This window comes from Inquilinus limosus, assembly GCF_051487185.1.
GTDB classification, from domain to species: Bacteria; Pseudomonadota; Alphaproteobacteria; order DSM-16000; family Inquilinaceae; genus Inquilinus; species Inquilinus limosus_F.
Genome location: NZ_JAHVDK010000021.1, coordinates 53,147 through 69,903, shown reverse-complemented (window position 1 = coordinate 69,903; position 16,757 = coordinate 53,147). Strand labels below are relative to the sequence as shown.

Here is a 16,757-nt window from a genome sequence, read left to right as displayed (position 1 = left end):
GATGCCGGTCGGTCGCATGCTAGACCGGCCGGAAACGCCCACGAACAACGGTCGCCATCATGCCCCGCACCGCCGCCCGCGCCCTGGTCGACACCCTGCGCCTGAACGGCGTCGACACCATCTTCTGCGTGCCGGGCGAGAGCTATCTGGCCGTGCTCGACGCGCTGCACGACGTGCCGGAGATCAAGCTGGTGGTCTGCCGCCAGGAAGGCGGCGCCGCCTACATGGCTGACGCCTATGCCAAGGCCACCGGCAAGCCCGGCATCTGCTTCGTCACCCGCGGCCCCGGCATCACCAACGCCTCGGTCGGCATCCATGTGGCGCAGCAGGATTCGTCGCCGGTGATCGTGTTCATGGGCCAGGTCGGCCGCGACATGTTCGAGCGCGAGGCGTTCCAGGAGGTCGACGTCCGCAAGGTCTTCGGCTCGATGACCAAATGGGCGGCGCAGATCGACGACCCCGACCGGGTGCCGGAATTCGTCTCCCGCGCCTTTTACACCGCCACCTCCGGCCGGCCCGGCCCGGTGGTGCTGGCGCTGCCGGAGGACATGCTGGTCGAGGAGACCGGGGCGCCGGACGTCCGCCCTGCCGCCCCGGTCGAGACCGGCATCGGCGCCGAGACGCTGGCCCGGCTGCGCGACCTGCTGGCCGAGGCCAGGCGGCCGCTGCTGCTGATCGGCGGCGGCGGGTGGAGCGCCCAGGCCCGCGCCGATATCCAGGCCTTCGCCGAGGCCTGGGAGGTGCCGCTCTGCGTCTCCTTCCGCTGCCAGGACTATGTCGACAACGACCACGGCCACTATGTCGGCGATGTCGGCATCGGCCCGAACCCGAAGCTGGCCGAGCGGGTGAGGACCACCGACCTCCTGATCGTGCTGGGCGCCCGGCTGGGCGAGATGACCACCAGCGGCTACACCCTGCTCGACGTGCCGGTGCCGGCGCAGCGCCTGGTCCACATCCATGCCGGGGCGGAGGAGCTGGGCCGGGTGTACCAGCCGGAACTGGCGATCAATGCCGGCTCCGCCGCTGTCGCCAAGGCGCTCCGCACCCTGGCCCCGGCCGGCGACCTGCCGGCGCGGCGGGAGTGGGTGCGCGCCGCCCGCGCCGATTACGAGGCCTGGCAGCAGCCGGTGGTCTCGCCCGGCGCGGTGCAGATGTCGGAGATCGTGCGCTGGCTGGTCGGCCGGCTGCCGGCCGACGCGGTGATCTGCAACGGCGCCGGCAATTACGCCACCTGGTTCCACCGCTTCTACCGCTATCGCGGCTGGCGCAGCCAGCTGGCGCCGACCAACGGATCGATGGGCTACGGCGTGCCGGCGGCGGTCGCCGCCAAGCTGGCGAACCCGGAGCGGGTGGTGATCGCCGCCGCCGGCGACGGCTGCTTCCTGATGAACGGGCAGGAGCTGGCGACCGCGGTGCAGTACGGCGCCGCCGTGGTGTTCCTGGTGATCGACAACGGCATGTACGGCACCATCCGCATGCATCAGGAGCGGGAATACCCGGCCCGGATCAGCGGCACCGGGCTGCAGAACCCGGACTTCGCCCGGCTGGCCGAGGCCTATGGCGCCCATGCCGAGACGGTGGAGCGGACCGAGGATTTCGCGCCGGCCTTCGAGCGGGCGGTCGCTTCCGGGCAGCCGGCCCTGATCTGGATCAAGCTGGACCCCGAGGCGATCACGCCGCGCGCCAGCCTGAGCGAGATCCGCGCCGCGGCGCAGCAGAAGGGTTAAGCGCTACGCCCAGCCGGCCATCAGCATCAGGGACCCGGCGCCGGCGCTGACGCCGAGCAGCACGTTGCGCCGGAACAGCAGGAACACGGCGACGCCCAGCGCGGTGGCGCCGGCCCGCTCCGCCATCGAGGTCGTGGCCAGAGGGCCGGCCGGCAGCAGGATCATGCGCGCGATCAGCCCGGCCAGGATGGCATAGGCGACGCAGCCGACCCAGTCGAGCAGCGCCCCGCCCTCGCGCACCCGGCCGGCGAGATAGACGCCGAGGGCCCGCCAGACATAGGTGGCGAGCGCGGCGCCGAGCAGCATCAGCCAGGGTAGCGCCGTCTCAACCATGGCGGCGGCGCCAGGCGCGATCGGCGAAAAAGGCGGCCGAGCCGGCGATCAGCCCCGTGGCCAGCAGCCCCCATTCCGGGTCGAGCTGGTACAGGAGCGGCCCCAGCGCCGCGCCCAGCACCATGGCGCCGAGCCACGCCCGGTTCCGGAGATCGGCGGTCAGCACCAGGATGAAGTACAGCGGGTTGAGGAAGACGAGGCCGAGCGAGACCGAGGCTGGAACCGCCGTCACCAGGTGATAGCCGACCGCGGTCCAGGCGACGCAGGACGCCCACAAGGCCCCGGCGAAGCCGACGAAGTACGGCAGCCTCTGCTCCGGCGGCAAGGTGGGACAGACCCGCATCCCCTGCACCCAGCCGGTGATGGCGACGAGATGGGCCGTCGCATAATCCCACCAGCGCGGCCGCCCGGGCACCCGCAAGCCGGGCAGCAGCACCAGGGTCATCGGCAGCAGCCGGACATTGACCAGCGCCACCGCCGCAATCATGGCCAGGAGGGAAGCGCCGACGGCATAGGCCTCGACCAGCACCATCTGGCCGGGCAGCGCCCAGCCGGTCAGGGTCGAGAGCAGCCCGACCGAGAGATCGAGCCCGCTGGCACGCACCAGCGAGCCGAAACCGACATAGGAGGCGCCGAGCACCAGCAGCGGCGCGCCCAGGATGTCCCGAGCCCCGCCGCGAAAGGCGGCGCGCGGCGAGGCGTCGGCGCGAGTCCGGTCGAGCATGGGACTCGCTTTTAGGACGGCGATCGCACCTGCCGGCATGCCGATCCGGCATGGAGGATCTGCGGCGCCGCGCCCGACCGCCTAGCTGAGCTCCGGCAGCTTGAGGAAAGCGTCCACGGCCCGGCTGCGATAGTGCTCCGGGTGCCGCAACACGCGGAAGCGGCGGGCCGGAAACGGCGGGTCGAGCCGGCGCAGCGTGCCGAAGCGCAGCCCCGATTCCACCGCCAGGCTGGATAGCACCCCGGCCCCCGCCCCGGCCTCGATCGCCGCCCGCACCGCCTCGTTGCTGGCCAGCTCGAGCGCCACCGGCAGCGCCGTGGGGTCGACGCCGAGGCGTTCGAGCGCCGATTCGAACACCTGGCGGGTGCCGGAGCCGCGCTCGCGCAGCACCCAGGCGCTGTCGGCGAAGCGGGCCGGCGCGATCGTCTTCTCCCCGGCCCAGGGATGGCCGGTCCCGACCACCAGCACCAGCCGGTCGCCCGGCACGCTGGAATGCTCGAATCCGGCCAGGTCGAGATCACCCTCGACGAAGCCGAGATCGGCGCGGCCCTCGCGCACCGCTTCCGCCACCTGGGCGGTGTTGCCGATGGTGAGGTCGAGGCGCAGCCCGGGATGCGCCATCCGGAACCGGTGCATCAGGGGCGGCAGCCAGTAGTTGCCGATGGTCTGGCTGGCATGCAGCGCCAGGACGCCGCGGCGCAACCCGGACAGGTCGTCGAGCGCGCGCTCGGCCAGGGCGGCGCGGGCCAGCACCGACCGCGCCTCCGGCAGGAAGGCGGCACCGGCGTCGGTCAGGGCGATGCCGCGGCCGACGCGGTGGAACAGCTTGGTGGCGTGGCGCGCCTCCAGCGCCTGGATCGCGGCGCTGGCGGCGGACTGGGTCAGGTTCAGCGCCTGCGCCGCACGGGTGACGTGCAGATGCTCGGCGACGGCGACGAAGATCCGGAGCTGCTCCAGGGTCATGCGCCGACCCTAGCGCAGCCGAGCGGACGATCAGAAGAACAGCTTGATCAGGTCGAGGCCGGCGGTGCGACACGGGCCGCGGCGGCGGTGACGGGAAGGCCGGGCCGAATCTCGAGGGCGGCGCGAATCGGAGACCGACGCCGGGGAGTGGCGGCGAGTGCCGTAGCCCCGGCCGGGGACCCTCGGGTCGCCCAACCGATCGATCAGTCGACTTATTCCGATCGAATCGATAGGCGTCGCCGATCGTACGGCCACATATCTCGTGCTTAAGGCGAGTTGGCCGAAAAGCCGCATCGCCTTTCCGGCGAACAGGGCATACCCTGTTACGACTGATCCGACGATCCAGTCCGATGGCAGGCCAAGCCAAGATCCCGATCAACGGGGCAACGGGCCGACAGAAAATTCAAAGCAGTAGTATTATCGCCCAGTTTCAGCCCTATATTGATATCCAGAGCGAGCGGTGGAGAAGGGGTAGTGCCAGATATTACACCTCACCGGATCCCGAACTGCCCAGGCCCTGTTGGGTCTGTGGGCAGGGGCGGTGAGGCTGCACCTCGTCGGCCACCTGATTCTCGCCGCAGACCCCGGCACATCATGAGCCGAGGCGGACGCCCAGAAACTGCAGACGGTGAGTTTCGATCCTCGAACCTCTAGGCGGGTGGCAATGGCATCGACCGACGACCTCTTCACCAGCTATGCGAAGTCCTACGAGGCCCGCCGTGCGGCGGAGATGTCGCTCGAAGAGTACCTGAAGGGCTGTCGCAGCGACCCGATGATGTATGCGAGCGCGCCGGAACGGCTGCTCGCCGCCATCGGCGAGCCGGAGATCCTGGACACGGCCCGCGACCCCAGGCTCGGCCGGATCTTCATGAACCGGACCATCCGGATCTACCCGGCCTTCTCGGAATTCTACGGCATGGAGGAGACGATCGAGCGGATCGTCAGCTTCCTGCTGCACGCGGCCCAGGGGCTGGAGGAGCGCAAGCAGATCCTCTACCTGCTCGGCCCGGTCGGCGGCGGCAAGTCCTCGCTGGCCGAACGGCTGAAGGCGCTGATGGAGGTGAACCCGATCTACGTGCTGAAGGCGGGCGACCAGATCAGCCCGATCTTCGAGAGCCCGCTCGGCCTGTTCAACCCCGACCAGATGAGCGCCGAGATCGAGGACCGCTACGGCATTCCCCGCCGGCGCCTGACCGGCTTGGTCAGCCCCTGGTGCCTGAAGCGGCTGGACGAGTTCGGCGGCGACATCTCGCGCTTCAAGGTGGTGCGGCTGCAGCCGTCGCGGCTGCGCCAGATCGCCGTCGCCAAGACCGAGCCGGGCGACGAGAACAACCAGGACATCTCCTCGCTGGTCGGCAAGGTCGACATCCGCAGCCTGGAGATGCTGCCGCAGCACGATCCGGACGCCTACAGCTATTCCGGCGGCCTGAACCGGGCCAACCAGGGCCTGCTCGAATTCGTCGAGATGTTCAAGGCGCCGATCAAGATGCTGCATCCGCTGCTGACGGCGACCCAGGAGGGCAACTATGTCGGCACCGAGAACATCGGCGGTCTGCCCTTCACCGGCATCATCATGGCGCATTCCAACGAGGCCGAGTGGCAGGGCTTCAAGAACAACAAGAACAACGAGGCCTTCATCGACCGGATCTATGTGATCAAGGTGCCCTACTGCCTGCGGGTGACCGAGGAGCAGAAGATCTACGACAAGCTGATCCGCGGCTCGAAGCTGTCGGATGCGCCTTGCGCCCCCGGCACGCTGGAGATGCTGGCCCGCTTCTCAGTGCTGTCGCGGCTGCGCGAGCACGAGAACTCCAACCTCTACTCCAAGATGCGGGTCTATGACGGCGAGAGCCTGCGTGAGGTCGATCCCCGCGCGCGCAGCCTGCAGGAGTACAAGGACGCCGCCGGGGTCGACGAGGGCATGGACGGGATCTCGACCCGCTTCGCCTTCAAGGCGCTGGCCGCGACCTTCAACCACGACACCAACGAGGTCGCCGCCGACCCGGTCCATCTGATGTATGTGGTCGAGCAGATGGTGCGGCGCGAACAGCTGCCGCCGGAGACGGAGAAGCGCTATCTCGAGTTCCTGAAGGCCGATCTGGCGCCGCGCTATGCCGAGTTCATTGGTCACGAGATCCAGAAGGCCTATCTGGAATCGTATCACGACTATGGCCAGAACCTGTTCGACCGCTATGTCGACTATGCCGACGCCTGGATCGAGGACCAGGACTTCAAGGACCCGGACACCGGCCAGCTGCTCAACCGCGACCTGCTGAACCAGGAGCTGACCAAGATCGAGAAGCCGGCCGGCATCGCCAACCCGAAGGACTTCCGCAACGAGGTGGTCAAGTTCGCGCTGCGGTCCCGCGCCGCGAACGAGGGCCGCAACCCGAGCTGGACCAGCTATGAGAAGATCCGCGACGTGATCGAGCGGCGGATGTTCAGCCAGGTCGAGGAGCTGCTGCCGGTGATCAGCTTCGGCTCCAAGAAGGATGGCGAGACCGAGAAGAAGCACGAGGAGTTCGTTCAGCGCATGGTCGCCCGCGGCTACACCGAGCGGCAGGTCCGGCGCCTGGTCGAATGGTACATGCGGGTGAAGCAAGCAGGTTGAGAGGCCTTTTCGGACATGCGCTGGCGTGAGTCGACTGGCGGTGGTTTCGAGAACCGGAGCGCAGCGGACATGGAGGTCCGTGAGCGCCGGGAGCGGAGAAACCGCCGTCGGGCGGCCACGCCAGTCGCGTTTCCAGGAGGCCCTTGAGGACGGAGGTCGGAAGCGACGCAACGATGTCCATGCACATCATCGACCGGCGGCTCAATCCGGGCGGCAAGAGCCTCGTCAACCGCCAGCGCTTCCTGCGCCGGGCCAAGGCCCTGGTGCAGCGGGCGGTCCGGGACAGTTCGCGTGAGCGCAGCATCAAGGATCTCGAGCAGGGCGGTGAGGTGTCGATCCCGGTCACCGGGGTGAACGAGCCCCGGCTGCACCGCTCGGTCTCCGGCGGCGTCCGCGACCATGTGCTGCCGGGCAACAAGGAGTTCGTCGAGGGCGACACCATCCCGCGGCCGAAGCGCGGCGGCGGGGGCGGCGGCACCGAAGGCGCGCCCGACGGCGACGGCCAGGACGAGTTCCGCTTCGTGCTGTCACAGGAAGAGTATCTCGAGCTGTTCCTCGACGACCTGGAGCTGCCCGACCTGGCCAAGCGCAAGCTGGTCGCGGCCGAGAGCGTGGGCTGGCGGCGGGCGGGCTATTCCACCAGCGGCCCGCCGGCGAGCCTGGCGGTGACCCGCACCATGCAGAAGGCGATGTCGCGCCGGATCGCGCTGCGCCGCCCAAAATCCGGCGAGATCAAGGATGTCGAGGCCGAGATCGCGGCGCTGGAGGGCGACGAGGAGGCCGATCAGGACCGGATCGACCAGCTGCAGGAACGGCTGGACCACCTGCTGACGCGCAGCCGGCGCATCCCCTATATCGACCCGGTCGACCTGCGCTACCGCCGGCTGGAGGCGACGCCGAAGCCGGTGGCCCAGGCGGTGATGTTCTGCCTGATGGACGTCTCCGGCTCGATGACCGAGCACATGAAGGATCTGGCGAAGCGCTTCTTCGCGCTGCTGCACCTGTTCCTGAAGCGCCGCTACAAGCATGTCGAGATCGTCTTCATCCGCCACACCCACATGGCTGAGGAGGTGGATGAGGAGACGTTCTTCTATTCGACCGAGAGCGGCGGCACGGTCGTCTCCACCGCGCTGGAGATGATGGCGTCGATCGTCGCCCAGCGCTACCGGCCGGAGGACTGGAACATCTACGCGGCCCAGGCCTCGGACGGCGACAACCTGTCGAGCGACAGCGCCAAATCCGCGGCCCTGCTGAGCGACGAGATCCTGCCGCTGTGCCAGTACTTCGCCTATCTCGAGGTCGGGCGCGACGAGGACCCGATGTCCTCCGGCGTGGTGCCGCGGCAGACCGACCTGTGGCAGACCTATGATCGGGTGCGGAAAGCCGATGCCCCCTTCGCGATGCGCAAGGTCTGGCACCGCCGCGACATCTATCCGGTGTTCCGCGAGCTGTTCCAGCGTCGGGATGTCGGCGTGGGGGCCGAATGATGGCGGATGACGCGCTGCTTTTTCCCGGCACCGACTGGGATTTCGGCACGATCCAGCGGATCTATGACCGGGTCGAGCAGGTGGCCACCCAGGAGCTGAAGCTCGATACCTATCCCAACCAGATCGAGGTGATCACCGCCGAGCAGATGCTCGACGCCTATTCCTCGATCGGCATGCCGCTGTTCTACAAGCACTGGTCCTTCGGCAAGCAGTTCGCCCAGAACGAGGTGCTGTACCGCAAGGGGCTGCGCGGCCTGGCCTATGAGCTGGTGATCAATTCCAGCCCCTGCATCAGCTACATCATGGAGGAGAACACCGCGACACTGCAGACGCTGGTGATCGCCCATGCCGCCTTCGGCCACAACACCTTCTTCAAGACCAACTACCTGTTCAAGCAGTGGACCGACGCCGAGGGCATCCTCGACTATCTCGAATTCGCCAAGGGCTATATCGCGCAATGCGAGGAGCGCTACGGCCAGATGGCGGTCGAGCAGTTGCTGGACGCCGCCCATGCGCTGATGAGCCACGGCGTCCACCGCTACCCGCGGCCGCGCCGGCCCGACCTGAGGACCGAGGAACAGCGGGCGAAGGAGCGTCAGGCCTATCAGGAGCAGGTGTTCAACGACCTGTGGCGGACCCTGCCCAACGCCCCGGCCCGCTCCGCCGGGCCGACGCTGAGCGAGGAGCGCCGCCGCGCCCTGCTGGAGCTGCCGCAGGAGAACATCCTCTACTTCCTCGAGAAGACGGCGCCGCGGCTGCAGCCCTGGCAGCGCGAGATCCTGCGTATCGTCCGGCTGGTGGCGCAGTACTTCTATCCGCAGTCGCAGACCAAGGTGATGAACGAGGGCTGCGCCTGCTGGGTGCACTACAAGATCATGACCGCACTGCATGAGCAGGGCGCCATGAACGACGGCGCCTTCCTGGAGTTCCTGCAGTCGCACACCAATGTCGTGTACCAGCCGGAGTTCAACGAGCCGCACTACAACGGCATCAACCCCTACGCCCTCGGCCTCGGCATGATGCAGGACATCGAGCGGATCTGCACCGAGCCGACCGACGAGGACCGCGAGTGGTTCCCGGACATCGCCGGACGCGGCGACGCCACCGCTGTGCTGCAGGACGTCTGGGCGAACTATCGCGACGAGAGCTTCGTCTCCCAGTTCCTCAGCCCGCGGCTGATCCGGCAGTGGCGGATGTTCCACCTGCTGGATGATTCCGGCCAGCCGGAGCTGCGGGTGGACGCGATCCACGACGAGAGCGGCTACCGCCGGATCCGCCGGGTGCTGGCCCGGCAATACGATGTGGCCTGGATTGACCCGGACATCCAGGTGATCGATGTCGACCTCGCCGGCGACCGCCGCCTGATCCTGCACCACAGCGTGGTCAACGGCATCCTGCTGGCCGAGAACGACACGAGGCAGGTGCTGCAGCACCTGGCCGACCTCTGGGGCTACGACGTGCTGCTGAAGGAGATCGACCCGGCCAGCAACGCCGTGCTGAAGGAGCATTCCGCCAGCGCCCGGTCGACGTTCTTCTGAGGCTGGACGGCCCTACCCCGCCTCCCCCGCCGGCTTGGCGCGGTCCAGCGCGTGCTGGGCCACGGCCGAGGCCGCCCCTCCCCCGCCGCCGGCCACGGTCACGGTCGGGAAGGCGAAGGAGATGCCGTTGGCGTCGAAGGCCTTCTTGATCATGGCCAGGGCCTTGCGCCGGATCACGAACTGCTCGCCCGGCTTGGTCATCATCTTCAGCCGGATCTGGATGGCGAAGTCGCCGAACTGCTCGACGCCCTGCATCTTCAGCGATCGCCAGCGCCACGGCCCAGAGCGCCAGCCGCGCCTCCGCCGCCGCGAAGGCGCCGGCGATCCAGAACATGGCGGAGAGCACGAGCCAGGCGGTGATGCGCTGAAAATTGCGGAAATTGCCAGGGCTGTGCCCGCGCAGCGCCGCCACCATGAACAGGCTGCGCCCGACCTGCATGGCGACATAAGCCCCGGCGAAGCCCAGCCCCCTCTCGGCGAAGGCCTCGGGCAGCGAGGTCGACAGCACCAGCCCAGCCAGCATCAGCGCCAGCAGCAGCAGGCGCACCGGGGTGCGGTCCGGGTCGAGCCAGTTGGTGACCCAGGAAGTGTAGATCCACACCCACCAGACGGCCAGGAACAGCAGGGCCGTGTGCACCGCCCCGAGCAGGGTGAAGTCCTTCAGCAGCCCGTGCGACAGCTGAGTGACGGCGAAGACGAAGACGAGATCGAAGAACAGCTCGACGAAGGTGACCTTGCCGTGCTCATGCGCCTTGCGCAGACGGAGCAGGCTGCGAGACCCGGCTTGCGTCATGTGAAGGCTCCTCCGAATCCGATGACCCCCAATCCTATGTCCGCCCCTGCATCCGTGCGAGATGCCGCGCGGCGGCGGCCTCCAGCACCAGCGACGCCATGCGGTCGTCGGCGAAGGGCATCGGCAGGGCCAGGGGCCGGGTCAGCTCGTTCGGGTCGGCCAGGAACCGCCCCTCGCGGAACAGCCAGAGGAGGATGGGCGCCAACGCCCATCCGCCAGTGGCATCCGCGAGGGGCTCGACCATCGCCCGGTCCCGCTAGCGGGTGGTGTAGCCGCCATTGGCGAACAGGGTCTGGCCGGTGATCCAGCCGCCCTCGGTGGCGAGGAAGCGGACGATCGGCACGATCTGCTCGATCCTGGTCAGGCCGCCGAGGGCCGAGGCCGTGGTGTGATAGGCCACGGAATCGGGTGTCTCCGCCGGATAGAAGAACGGCGTGTCCATCGGACCGGGACCGATGTTGTTGACCGAGATGCCGCGGGGCCCGAACTCCTTGGCCGCCGCCCGGGTGAAATGCTCGACCGGCGCCTTGGCCCCGGCATAGGTCGAGTAGAGGCCGGTGAAGGCGGCCAGCAGCGAGGTGACGATGGTGATGATCCGGCCGCCATCCTCCAACGTCCGGCCGGCCTCTCGAATGAAGAAATAGGCGGCCTTGGCGTTGACGGCGAACATCTCGTCATACTCCGCCTCGGTGGTCTCGACGAAGGGCTTCTTCAGCACCTTGCCGGCGGTGTTGACGGCGATGTCGACCCGGCCGAAGCGCGACTTCGCCTCGGCAAAAAGACGCTCGACCTCGGCCACCTTGGTCAGGTCGCCCTGCAGGGCGAAGGCGTCGCTGCCCGCCGCCTTGACCGCCGCAACGGTCTCGTCCGCCGCGCCCCGGGTGGCGTCGCTGTTGAAATTGATGAAGATCCTCGCGCCCGCGCCGGCGAGGTCGCGGCTGATCAGGCCGCCGAGATTCTTGGCGCCGCCGCCGATGACGACGACCTTGTCCTTGAGGGGCTGGTTGGTCATGGCATGCTCCTGCGATCCAGGCCGGCGCTTCGCCGGCTGACCGCAGGATCTTGCCACAGCCATCTGACCACCGCCTTCAAGCGGCATGTCGGGCTGACGCCGCGGGATTTCCGTCGGCGCTGGCGCGAGGACGTTTGACCGCGGGGGCCTGACCGCGCCGATCAGCGGATGCGTTCGAGCTCCATGACGTCGAACTGGGACTCGAAACGAGGCGACGGGAATTCGAGCCGCAGCCGGTCACGCCCGACCCGGACCAGATAGCCGACCTGGTCGCGCTCCGGGTCGCTGCCATAGGCTTTGGGCTTGCCTTCAGTGCCATAGTACAGCGCGCCGAGATAGGTCAGTCGCTCGGCATTCGAGTCGTCATAGAAGATGCCGCTGGTGCGCTGCGAGCCGGAGACCTTGTCGAGCCGCAGCCCGGTCGCGTCGTCGGTGATCCGGCAGCGGAACCAGCCATAGACGACGAGAGACAGGTTGCCGCCCAGCTTCGCCACCCGGCAGCGCCAGTCGCCGGCGAGGTCGCCGGCGCCGCGGATCGTCTCCGACCGGCCGGACAGGATCGCGTCGAGCGCGGCGAGCGCGGCCTTGTCCTCGCTCTCGCGGGCGGCGCCGATCGCCTCGCCGCGCACGGAATCGAAGGTCTCGAGCCGCTGCCGGTCGGCAGCCGTGATCTTGGCGTCGAAGCTGCCGTCGGCCCAGGCGGGGCTGGTGCCGGCCAGGACCAGAGCCAGCGGAAGCCATGCGCGACGTGCCATTCCCCCCTCCCCTTCCGCGCGGCCGCTCAGCCGGCGTCGATGCGGTCGATGAACCAGCGGCAGATCCGCCGCCACAGATCGTCCTTGGCGACCATATCCTCGCAGCCATGGTCGAGATTGGGGTTGTCGTTGATCTCGATCACGAACACGCCCTTCTCGGTCTGCTTCAGGTCGACGCCGTAGAGCCCGTCGCCGATCAGCTTGGCCGCGCGCACCGCCACGTCCAGCACCTCGGGCGGCACCTCGTCGAGCGGGAAGGTCTTGAAGTTGCCCCAGCCGACCTTGCCGTCGGCGGAATGGCGCACGATCTGCCAGTGCTTCTTCGCCATCATGTACTGGCAGACGAACAGCGGCTCACCGTCCAGCACGCCGACCCGCCAGTCATGGTCGGTCGGCATGAACTCCTGCGCCAGGATGACGTCGGAATCGTCCAGGAGCTGCTCGGCCATCTGCTCCAGCTCGCGCCGGTCATTGGCCTTGAACACGCCGCGGCTGAAGGACCCGTCCGGGATCTTCAGCACCATCGGATAGGCGAACTCCTCCTCCAGCCGCTCGATGTTCTTCAGGCTGTCGACCACCACGGTCTTCGGCGTCGGGATCTTGTTCGCGGTCAGCAGCTCGTAGAGATAGACCTTGTTGGTGCAGCGCAGGATCGAGGTGGAATCGTCGATCACCGGCATGCCTTCCTGCTCCGCCCTGCGGGCGAAGCGGAAGGTGTGGTTGTCGATCGCGGTGGTCTCGCGAATGAACAGCGCGTCGTATTCGGCCAGGCGCAGCAGATCCTTCTTCTCGATGACCTCGACCTCCATATCCATGGTCTCGGCCACGCGGGCGAGCTTCAGGATCGAGCGGTGGGTCGAGGGCGCGAACTCCTCCTTCGGGTTGAACAGCACGGCGAGGGTGTATTTCGCCGGCTTGTTCTCCTTCGGGTTGCGCCAGCTCTGGCGCGTGTAGAGGTCGAGCGTGTCGTAGAAAAAGGCCTCGGTCTCGCCCTCGATGTCGGCGATCGACAGCTCGCCGATCGAGGCGATGCGGAAGCGGTCGGTGAAGCGGACCTTGACCTCGAGGATCGGGGCGCGGAACCAGTCGAACACCCGGCGGCCGAAATCCTGGAACCGGTCGTCATCGGCGCGGCCGAAGCAGATGATCAGCTTGAACGGGCCGCCCGGCGGCGGCGACAGGCGCTTGATCCGGCGGTTGAGGTCGTCCTCCAGATCCGGCAGCGCGATCTTATAGAGCGTCTTCTGGCCGAGATCGAGGATGGTCTCGACCATCGGGATGACCCGGTGGGCGCGGGCCTCGGCCAGCAGCGAGACGTAGTAGCCCCGGGTCATGTAGGCGGTGGAGCGCGACAGGTTGATGACCTTCGCGTCCCCTCCCTTCAGCGTCTGCGGCCGGGCGATGTAGTCCCGGGTGGTGACGAGCTGGCGGCCGTCCGGGTCGCCCTTGAAGTCGCCGATACGGTCGACGACGATGATCCAACCGCTCATGAACCCTTCCTGCTGAGCACGACCGCGGCCCTGAGCTGGGTGCGGCCGTAGCGGGCCATACGCTCGAATTCCTGGCGCGGGATCGGGAGATTGGCCTTGGCCGAGGCGCTTTCCATCTCCGTCACCGCGACCCAGGGGTCGTGGACGTAGATGAAACGCTCGTCGAAGCCGTTCGCCACCACCCAGTGCGGATTTTTCTCGCCATAACCCCGGAACATGCTGATCAGGACGATCGGGATCGCCCCCTCGGCGATCAGGGCGCACATTTCGGGCAAAGCGAGGGCACGGTGCGCGACCTCGATCCGGCGACGGGCGCAGCGGGCGCGGAAATCCTCCTGCACCACCGTCATCACCGCCTTCTTGTCCGGGCTGCGCACGCCGTCGAGGAACAGGATCGAATCGTCGCTGACGAAGATCCGCGCCCGCAGCCCGCGGTCATGCGCCGCCAGCGCCAGGCCGTACGGATCGCAGCCGCCATGGCCCGAGGTCATGTAGATCGTCGTCGCCTCGCGCCACAGCCGCAGCTCGCGCGCCCGGCTCAGCTCGGTGTCCGAGTCGAGCGCCTTCAGCGCCATCAAGAGCGCCGCGGCGCCGCAGGTGAAGTTGGTGGTCTGGGCGTAATAGGGCACGTGCAGGTCGACCTGCGGCAGGTCTTCGGTGCCCAGCCGCTTCTCGAAGCGCAGCGCATCGGCGTGGTCCTCGTAAAAGTCGAGATAGCGCCCGAAATGGCGGTAGCCGCGCGACACGTAGAGCGCGATCGCCGGGTTGTTGTCCGGCCGCACCTCCAGCCGCAGGAACAGCGCCCCCTGGTCGTGGGCCGCCCGCTCCGCCGCGTCCAGCAGCCGGGCGCCGAGGCCGCGGCCGCGCGCCTCCGGGTCGATCGCGAGGGAATAGAGCCGCGCCAGCGCCGTGGTCCGGCGCAGCAGCACCAGGGCGTAACCGAGCAGCCGCCCCCCCGCCTCCGCCGCCAGGCAGACCGCGTGGCCCTTGGTCAGCAGGTGCAGGAAGCTGCGCCGGCTGAGGCGGTCATGGTCGAAGGCGCGAGATTCGATCTCCAGCAGCCGCGGCACGTCGTCGGGCGTGGCGAGCCGAATGGTCTCGGCGATCGGGGCGGCGGATCTGTCGTCGGGCATCGCGCGGTCGAATCTCGATCTGGTTATCGCGCCGATACGGGTCCGGCACCAGGGTCGATTCCGAAACTGACGGAGATTTCATCCACCGGCCATGGGCAGCTGTGCCATCGTCTCGCACTATGACCCCGACCGACACCGCCCTGCCCCGCTTCCGGCTCGCGCCGCTGCTCGGCGGGCTGCGCGTGGCCGCGGCGCTGGTCTGGCTGACGCTGCTGCTCGGCATGCCGTCGGACCCGAACAGCTGGCAGACCTACAGCCTGATCTCGGTCCCGGTCGAGTTGGCGATTCTGACCCTGCTCCTGGCCCTTGCGGCGCCGCTGCGCCGGTCACAAGCCGTCGCCGCCGGGCTGGGCGGCCTCGGCCTGCTGTTCGTCCTGCTCAAGCTGGCAGACCTCGCCACCCAGCTCTCCTTCGGCCGGCCGGTGAACCTCTATGTCGACCGGCTGCTGCTGGTGAACGGCATGCATCTCGCGTCCGGGGTGATCGGCGCCTTCGGCCTGATCGGCCTGACCCTGGCGGCGCTGATCGCCGGCTGGGGCGTCTGGTGGGCGACCGCGCGATCGGTCCGCACGCTGCAGCGCGCCCTGGCGGCCTCCGCCCCCCGCCGGGCCGCCGCCGGCGGGCTGGCGGCGCTGGCGATCCTGGCCTTCGCCGTCGGCCAGGCCGTGCCCGACGCCTATGGCGCGGCCCGGCCGGTCGACGACATCGCCAGCCGCATGGTCGCCGACCAGGTCGGCCGCCTGATCCCGACCCTGGCGATGGCGGGGCAGTTCCGGACGGAAGAGGCTGCGGACCCGCTGCGCGGTGCCCTGCCGGCGACGCCGCTGGCCGGGCTGGGCGGCGCCGACGTCACCGTCGTCTTCGTCGAATCCTACGGCCGCAGCGCCCTGGAGGATCCGCGCTTCGACACGGCGCCCATGGCGGCGCTGGCCGAGGCGGCGCCGAAGCTGGCCGCTGCCGGGATCCACACCGCCTCCGGCTGGCTGGCCTCGCCGACCCGCGGCGGCCAGTCCTGGCTGGCGCATGCGACGCTGGCGAGCGGCCTCGAGGTCGACAACCAGCTGCGCTACGACCTGCTGGTCACCGGCCGGCGCATGACGCTGGTCCGGCTGTTCGCCGATGCCGGCTACCACACCGCGCTGATCGCCCCGGCGATCACCCGCCCCTTGCCGGAGGCGACCCGCTTCTACGGCTTCGACCACACGCTGTTCGCCGACGATCTCGGCTATGCCGGCCCGCCCTTCGGCTGGGTGACGATGCCGGACCAGTACACGCTCGCCGCCTATGAGCGCTGGCGGCAACGCCAGCCGCGGCCGCTGTTCAGCGAGGTCGTGCTGGTGTCGAGTCACGCGCCCTGGACCCCGGTGCCGGCCCTGGTCGAGGACTGGGGCAGCATCGGCGACGGCAGCCTGTATCGGACCCTGCCGGCGGCCGGCGGCACGCCCGAGGAGGTGTGGCGCGATCCCGACCGGATCCGCACCCAATACGGGCTGTCGGTGGCCTATTCGCTGCGCGCCGTGCTGGACTACGCCGGCCGGCTGCTGGACGACCACACGCTGATGATCGTGCTGGGCGACCACCAGCCGGCGCCGATCGTGACCGGCCCGGGCACGCCGCGCGACGTGCCCGTGCACGTCTTCAGCCGCGACCCGGACCTGGTCGCCCGGTTCCGCGACTGGGGCTTCGCCAACGGGCTGGCGCCCCCGGCCGCCGGGCCGGTGGCGCCAATGGCGAGCTTCCGGGATGCGTTCGCCCGGTCCTTCTCTCCGTAAAAGCGAGTCAATCTCGCATGTCAATCTGTGAAAATGCAGGGCTGCACCGGCCGCCGCGCCTGGATTCGGCCGCTTCTGCGCGGTTCGCGGAGCGGCTAGGCTACGATCGGAACAAATTAACGAAGGTTACGTTGATCGGTCGGTTTCGGCCCGAGGCGGCAGCAACGCCGCGGGCCGGGACCGGGTTGTGGGGGCTTGGGCCGCTCACGGCACAGCCGGTGCCGCGAGCGGGAGTCTCTGTCCACGAACCGCCACAATCACGATCAATGGTACCGGTATGTTGCGGTGCAAAAATCCGGTGGTGGTAACGTGGGGCTGACCAGACGCCAGATCTTGATGGGAACGACCGCGCTCGCGGCGTCTTCGTTGTTCGGAGCCGCGCGGCCCGTTCTTGCTGCCCCCAGCCTGGGCGAAGCCAC

The 16,757-nt window shown here is 68.7% G+C and carries 14 protein-coding genes and 1 pseudogene; 5 read left to right on the top strand and 10 right to left on the bottom strand.

What is annotated here, in order from left to right; all coding sequences use genetic code 11:
* Positions 1-59 precede the first annotated feature (59 nt).
* Positions 60-1,727 carry a thiamine pyrophosphate-binding protein gene (locus KXR53_RS22870; RefSeq protein ID WP_437377583.1) on the top strand — a complete coding sequence of 556 codons (1,668 nt, stop codon included), beginning with the start codon at positions 60-62 and terminating at the stop codon, positions 1,725-1,727.
* Positions 1,728-1,730: 3 nt separating this feature from the next.
* Here the strand turns inward: KXR53_RS22870 and KXR53_RS22865 are convergent, their stop codons facing one another.
* The 3 genes from KXR53_RS22865 to KXR53_RS22855 form a co-directional block, all read right to left on the bottom strand.
* Positions 1,731-2,060 (bottom strand): AzlD domain-containing protein, encoded by a 330-nt coding sequence (locus KXR53_RS22865; protein ID WP_437377582.1) that lies wholly within the window; start codon positions 2,058-2,060, stop codon positions 1,731-1,733.
* Positions 2,053-2,784, bottom strand: a complete 732-nt coding sequence (locus tag KXR53_RS22860; RefSeq protein ID WP_437377581.1) for an AzlC family ABC transporter permease — start codon at positions 2,782-2,784, stop codon at positions 2,053-2,055. Before KXR53_RS22860 ends, KXR53_RS22865 begins: the two co-directional genes overlap by 8 nt.
* A gap of 81 nt (positions 2,785-2,865) precedes the next feature.
* On the bottom strand, positions 2,866-3,747 hold the full coding sequence (locus tag KXR53_RS22855) for a LysR substrate-binding domain-containing protein (RefSeq protein ID WP_437377580.1): 882 nt from the start codon (positions 3,745-3,747) through the stop codon (positions 2,866-2,868).
* A 664-nt stretch (positions 3,748-4,411) separates the two neighbouring features.
* On the opposite strand from KXR53_RS22855, the gene KXR53_RS22850 reads away from it, so the two are divergent.
* From KXR53_RS22850 to KXR53_RS22840, 3 genes are all read left to right on the top strand, one after another.
* Positions 4,412-6,358, top strand: a complete 1,947-nt coding sequence (locus tag KXR53_RS22850; protein ID WP_437377579.1) for a PrkA family serine protein kinase — start codon at positions 4,412-4,414, stop codon at positions 6,356-6,358.
* A 173-nt stretch (positions 6,359-6,531) separates the two neighbouring features.
* Positions 6,532-7,845, top strand: a complete 1,314-nt coding sequence (locus KXR53_RS22845) for a YeaH/YhbH family protein (RefSeq protein ID WP_437377578.1) — start codon at positions 6,532-6,534, stop codon at positions 7,843-7,845.
* Complete coding sequence (locus tag KXR53_RS22840) at positions 7,842-9,383, top strand: SpoVR family protein (protein WP_437377577.1); 1,542 nt, start codon at positions 7,842-7,844, stop codon at positions 9,381-9,383. The genes KXR53_RS22845 and KXR53_RS22840 overlap by 4 nt, the downstream gene beginning before the upstream one ends.
* A gap of 12 nt (positions 9,384-9,395) precedes the next feature.
* Here the strand turns inward: KXR53_RS22840 and KXR53_RS22835 are convergent, their stop codons facing one another.
* From KXR53_RS22835 to KXR53_RS22805, 7 genes and pseudogenes are all read right to left on the bottom strand, one after another.
* Positions 9,396-9,638 carry a hypothetical protein gene (locus KXR53_RS22835; protein ID WP_437377645.1) on the bottom strand — a complete coding sequence of 81 codons (243 nt, stop codon included), beginning with the start codon at positions 9,636-9,638 and terminating at the stop codon, positions 9,396-9,398.
* A gap of 16 nt (positions 9,639-9,654) precedes the next feature.
* Positions 9,655-10,176: pseudogene (locus KXR53_RS22830) on the bottom strand (low temperature requirement protein A); the annotation flags it as partial.
* A gap of 34 nt (positions 10,177-10,210) precedes the next feature.
* The gene (locus KXR53_RS22825) at positions 10,211-10,420 is read right to left on the bottom strand and encodes a hypothetical protein (RefSeq protein WP_437377576.1); all 210 of its coding nucleotides are present in this window, start codon (positions 10,418-10,420) and stop codon (positions 10,211-10,213) included.
* Positions 10,421-10,432: 12 nt separating this feature from the next.
* Entirely contained in the window at positions 10,433-11,188 is a 756-nt protein-coding gene (locus KXR53_RS22820) for an SDR family oxidoreductase (RefSeq protein WP_437377575.1), read from the bottom strand.
* 161 nt (positions 11,189-11,349) lie between these two features.
* Entirely contained in the window at positions 11,350-11,943 is a 594-nt protein-coding gene (locus KXR53_RS22815; protein ID WP_437377574.1) for a DUF4893 domain-containing protein, read from the bottom strand.
* A 26-nt stretch (positions 11,944-11,969) separates the two neighbouring features.
* A complete protein-coding gene (locus tag KXR53_RS22810; RefSeq protein WP_437377573.1) occupies positions 11,970-13,433 on the bottom strand; it encodes a RimK family protein in 1,464 nt (487 codons plus the stop codon).
* On the bottom strand, positions 13,430-14,566 hold the full coding sequence (locus KXR53_RS22805) for a peptidase C39 family protein (RefSeq protein ID WP_437377572.1): 1,137 nt from the start codon (positions 14,564-14,566) through the stop codon (positions 13,430-13,432). The genes KXR53_RS22810 and KXR53_RS22805 overlap by 4 nt, the downstream gene beginning before the upstream one ends.
* Before the next feature lie 119 nt (positions 14,567-14,685).
* Here KXR53_RS22805 and KXR53_RS22800 point away from each other — a divergent pair, with 119 nt between their 5' ends.
* Entirely contained in the window at positions 14,686-16,338 is a 1,653-nt protein-coding gene (locus tag KXR53_RS22800) for a sulfatase-like hydrolase/transferase (protein WP_437377571.1), read from the top strand.
* The last annotated feature ends 419 nt before the right edge of the window (positions 16,339-16,757 follow it).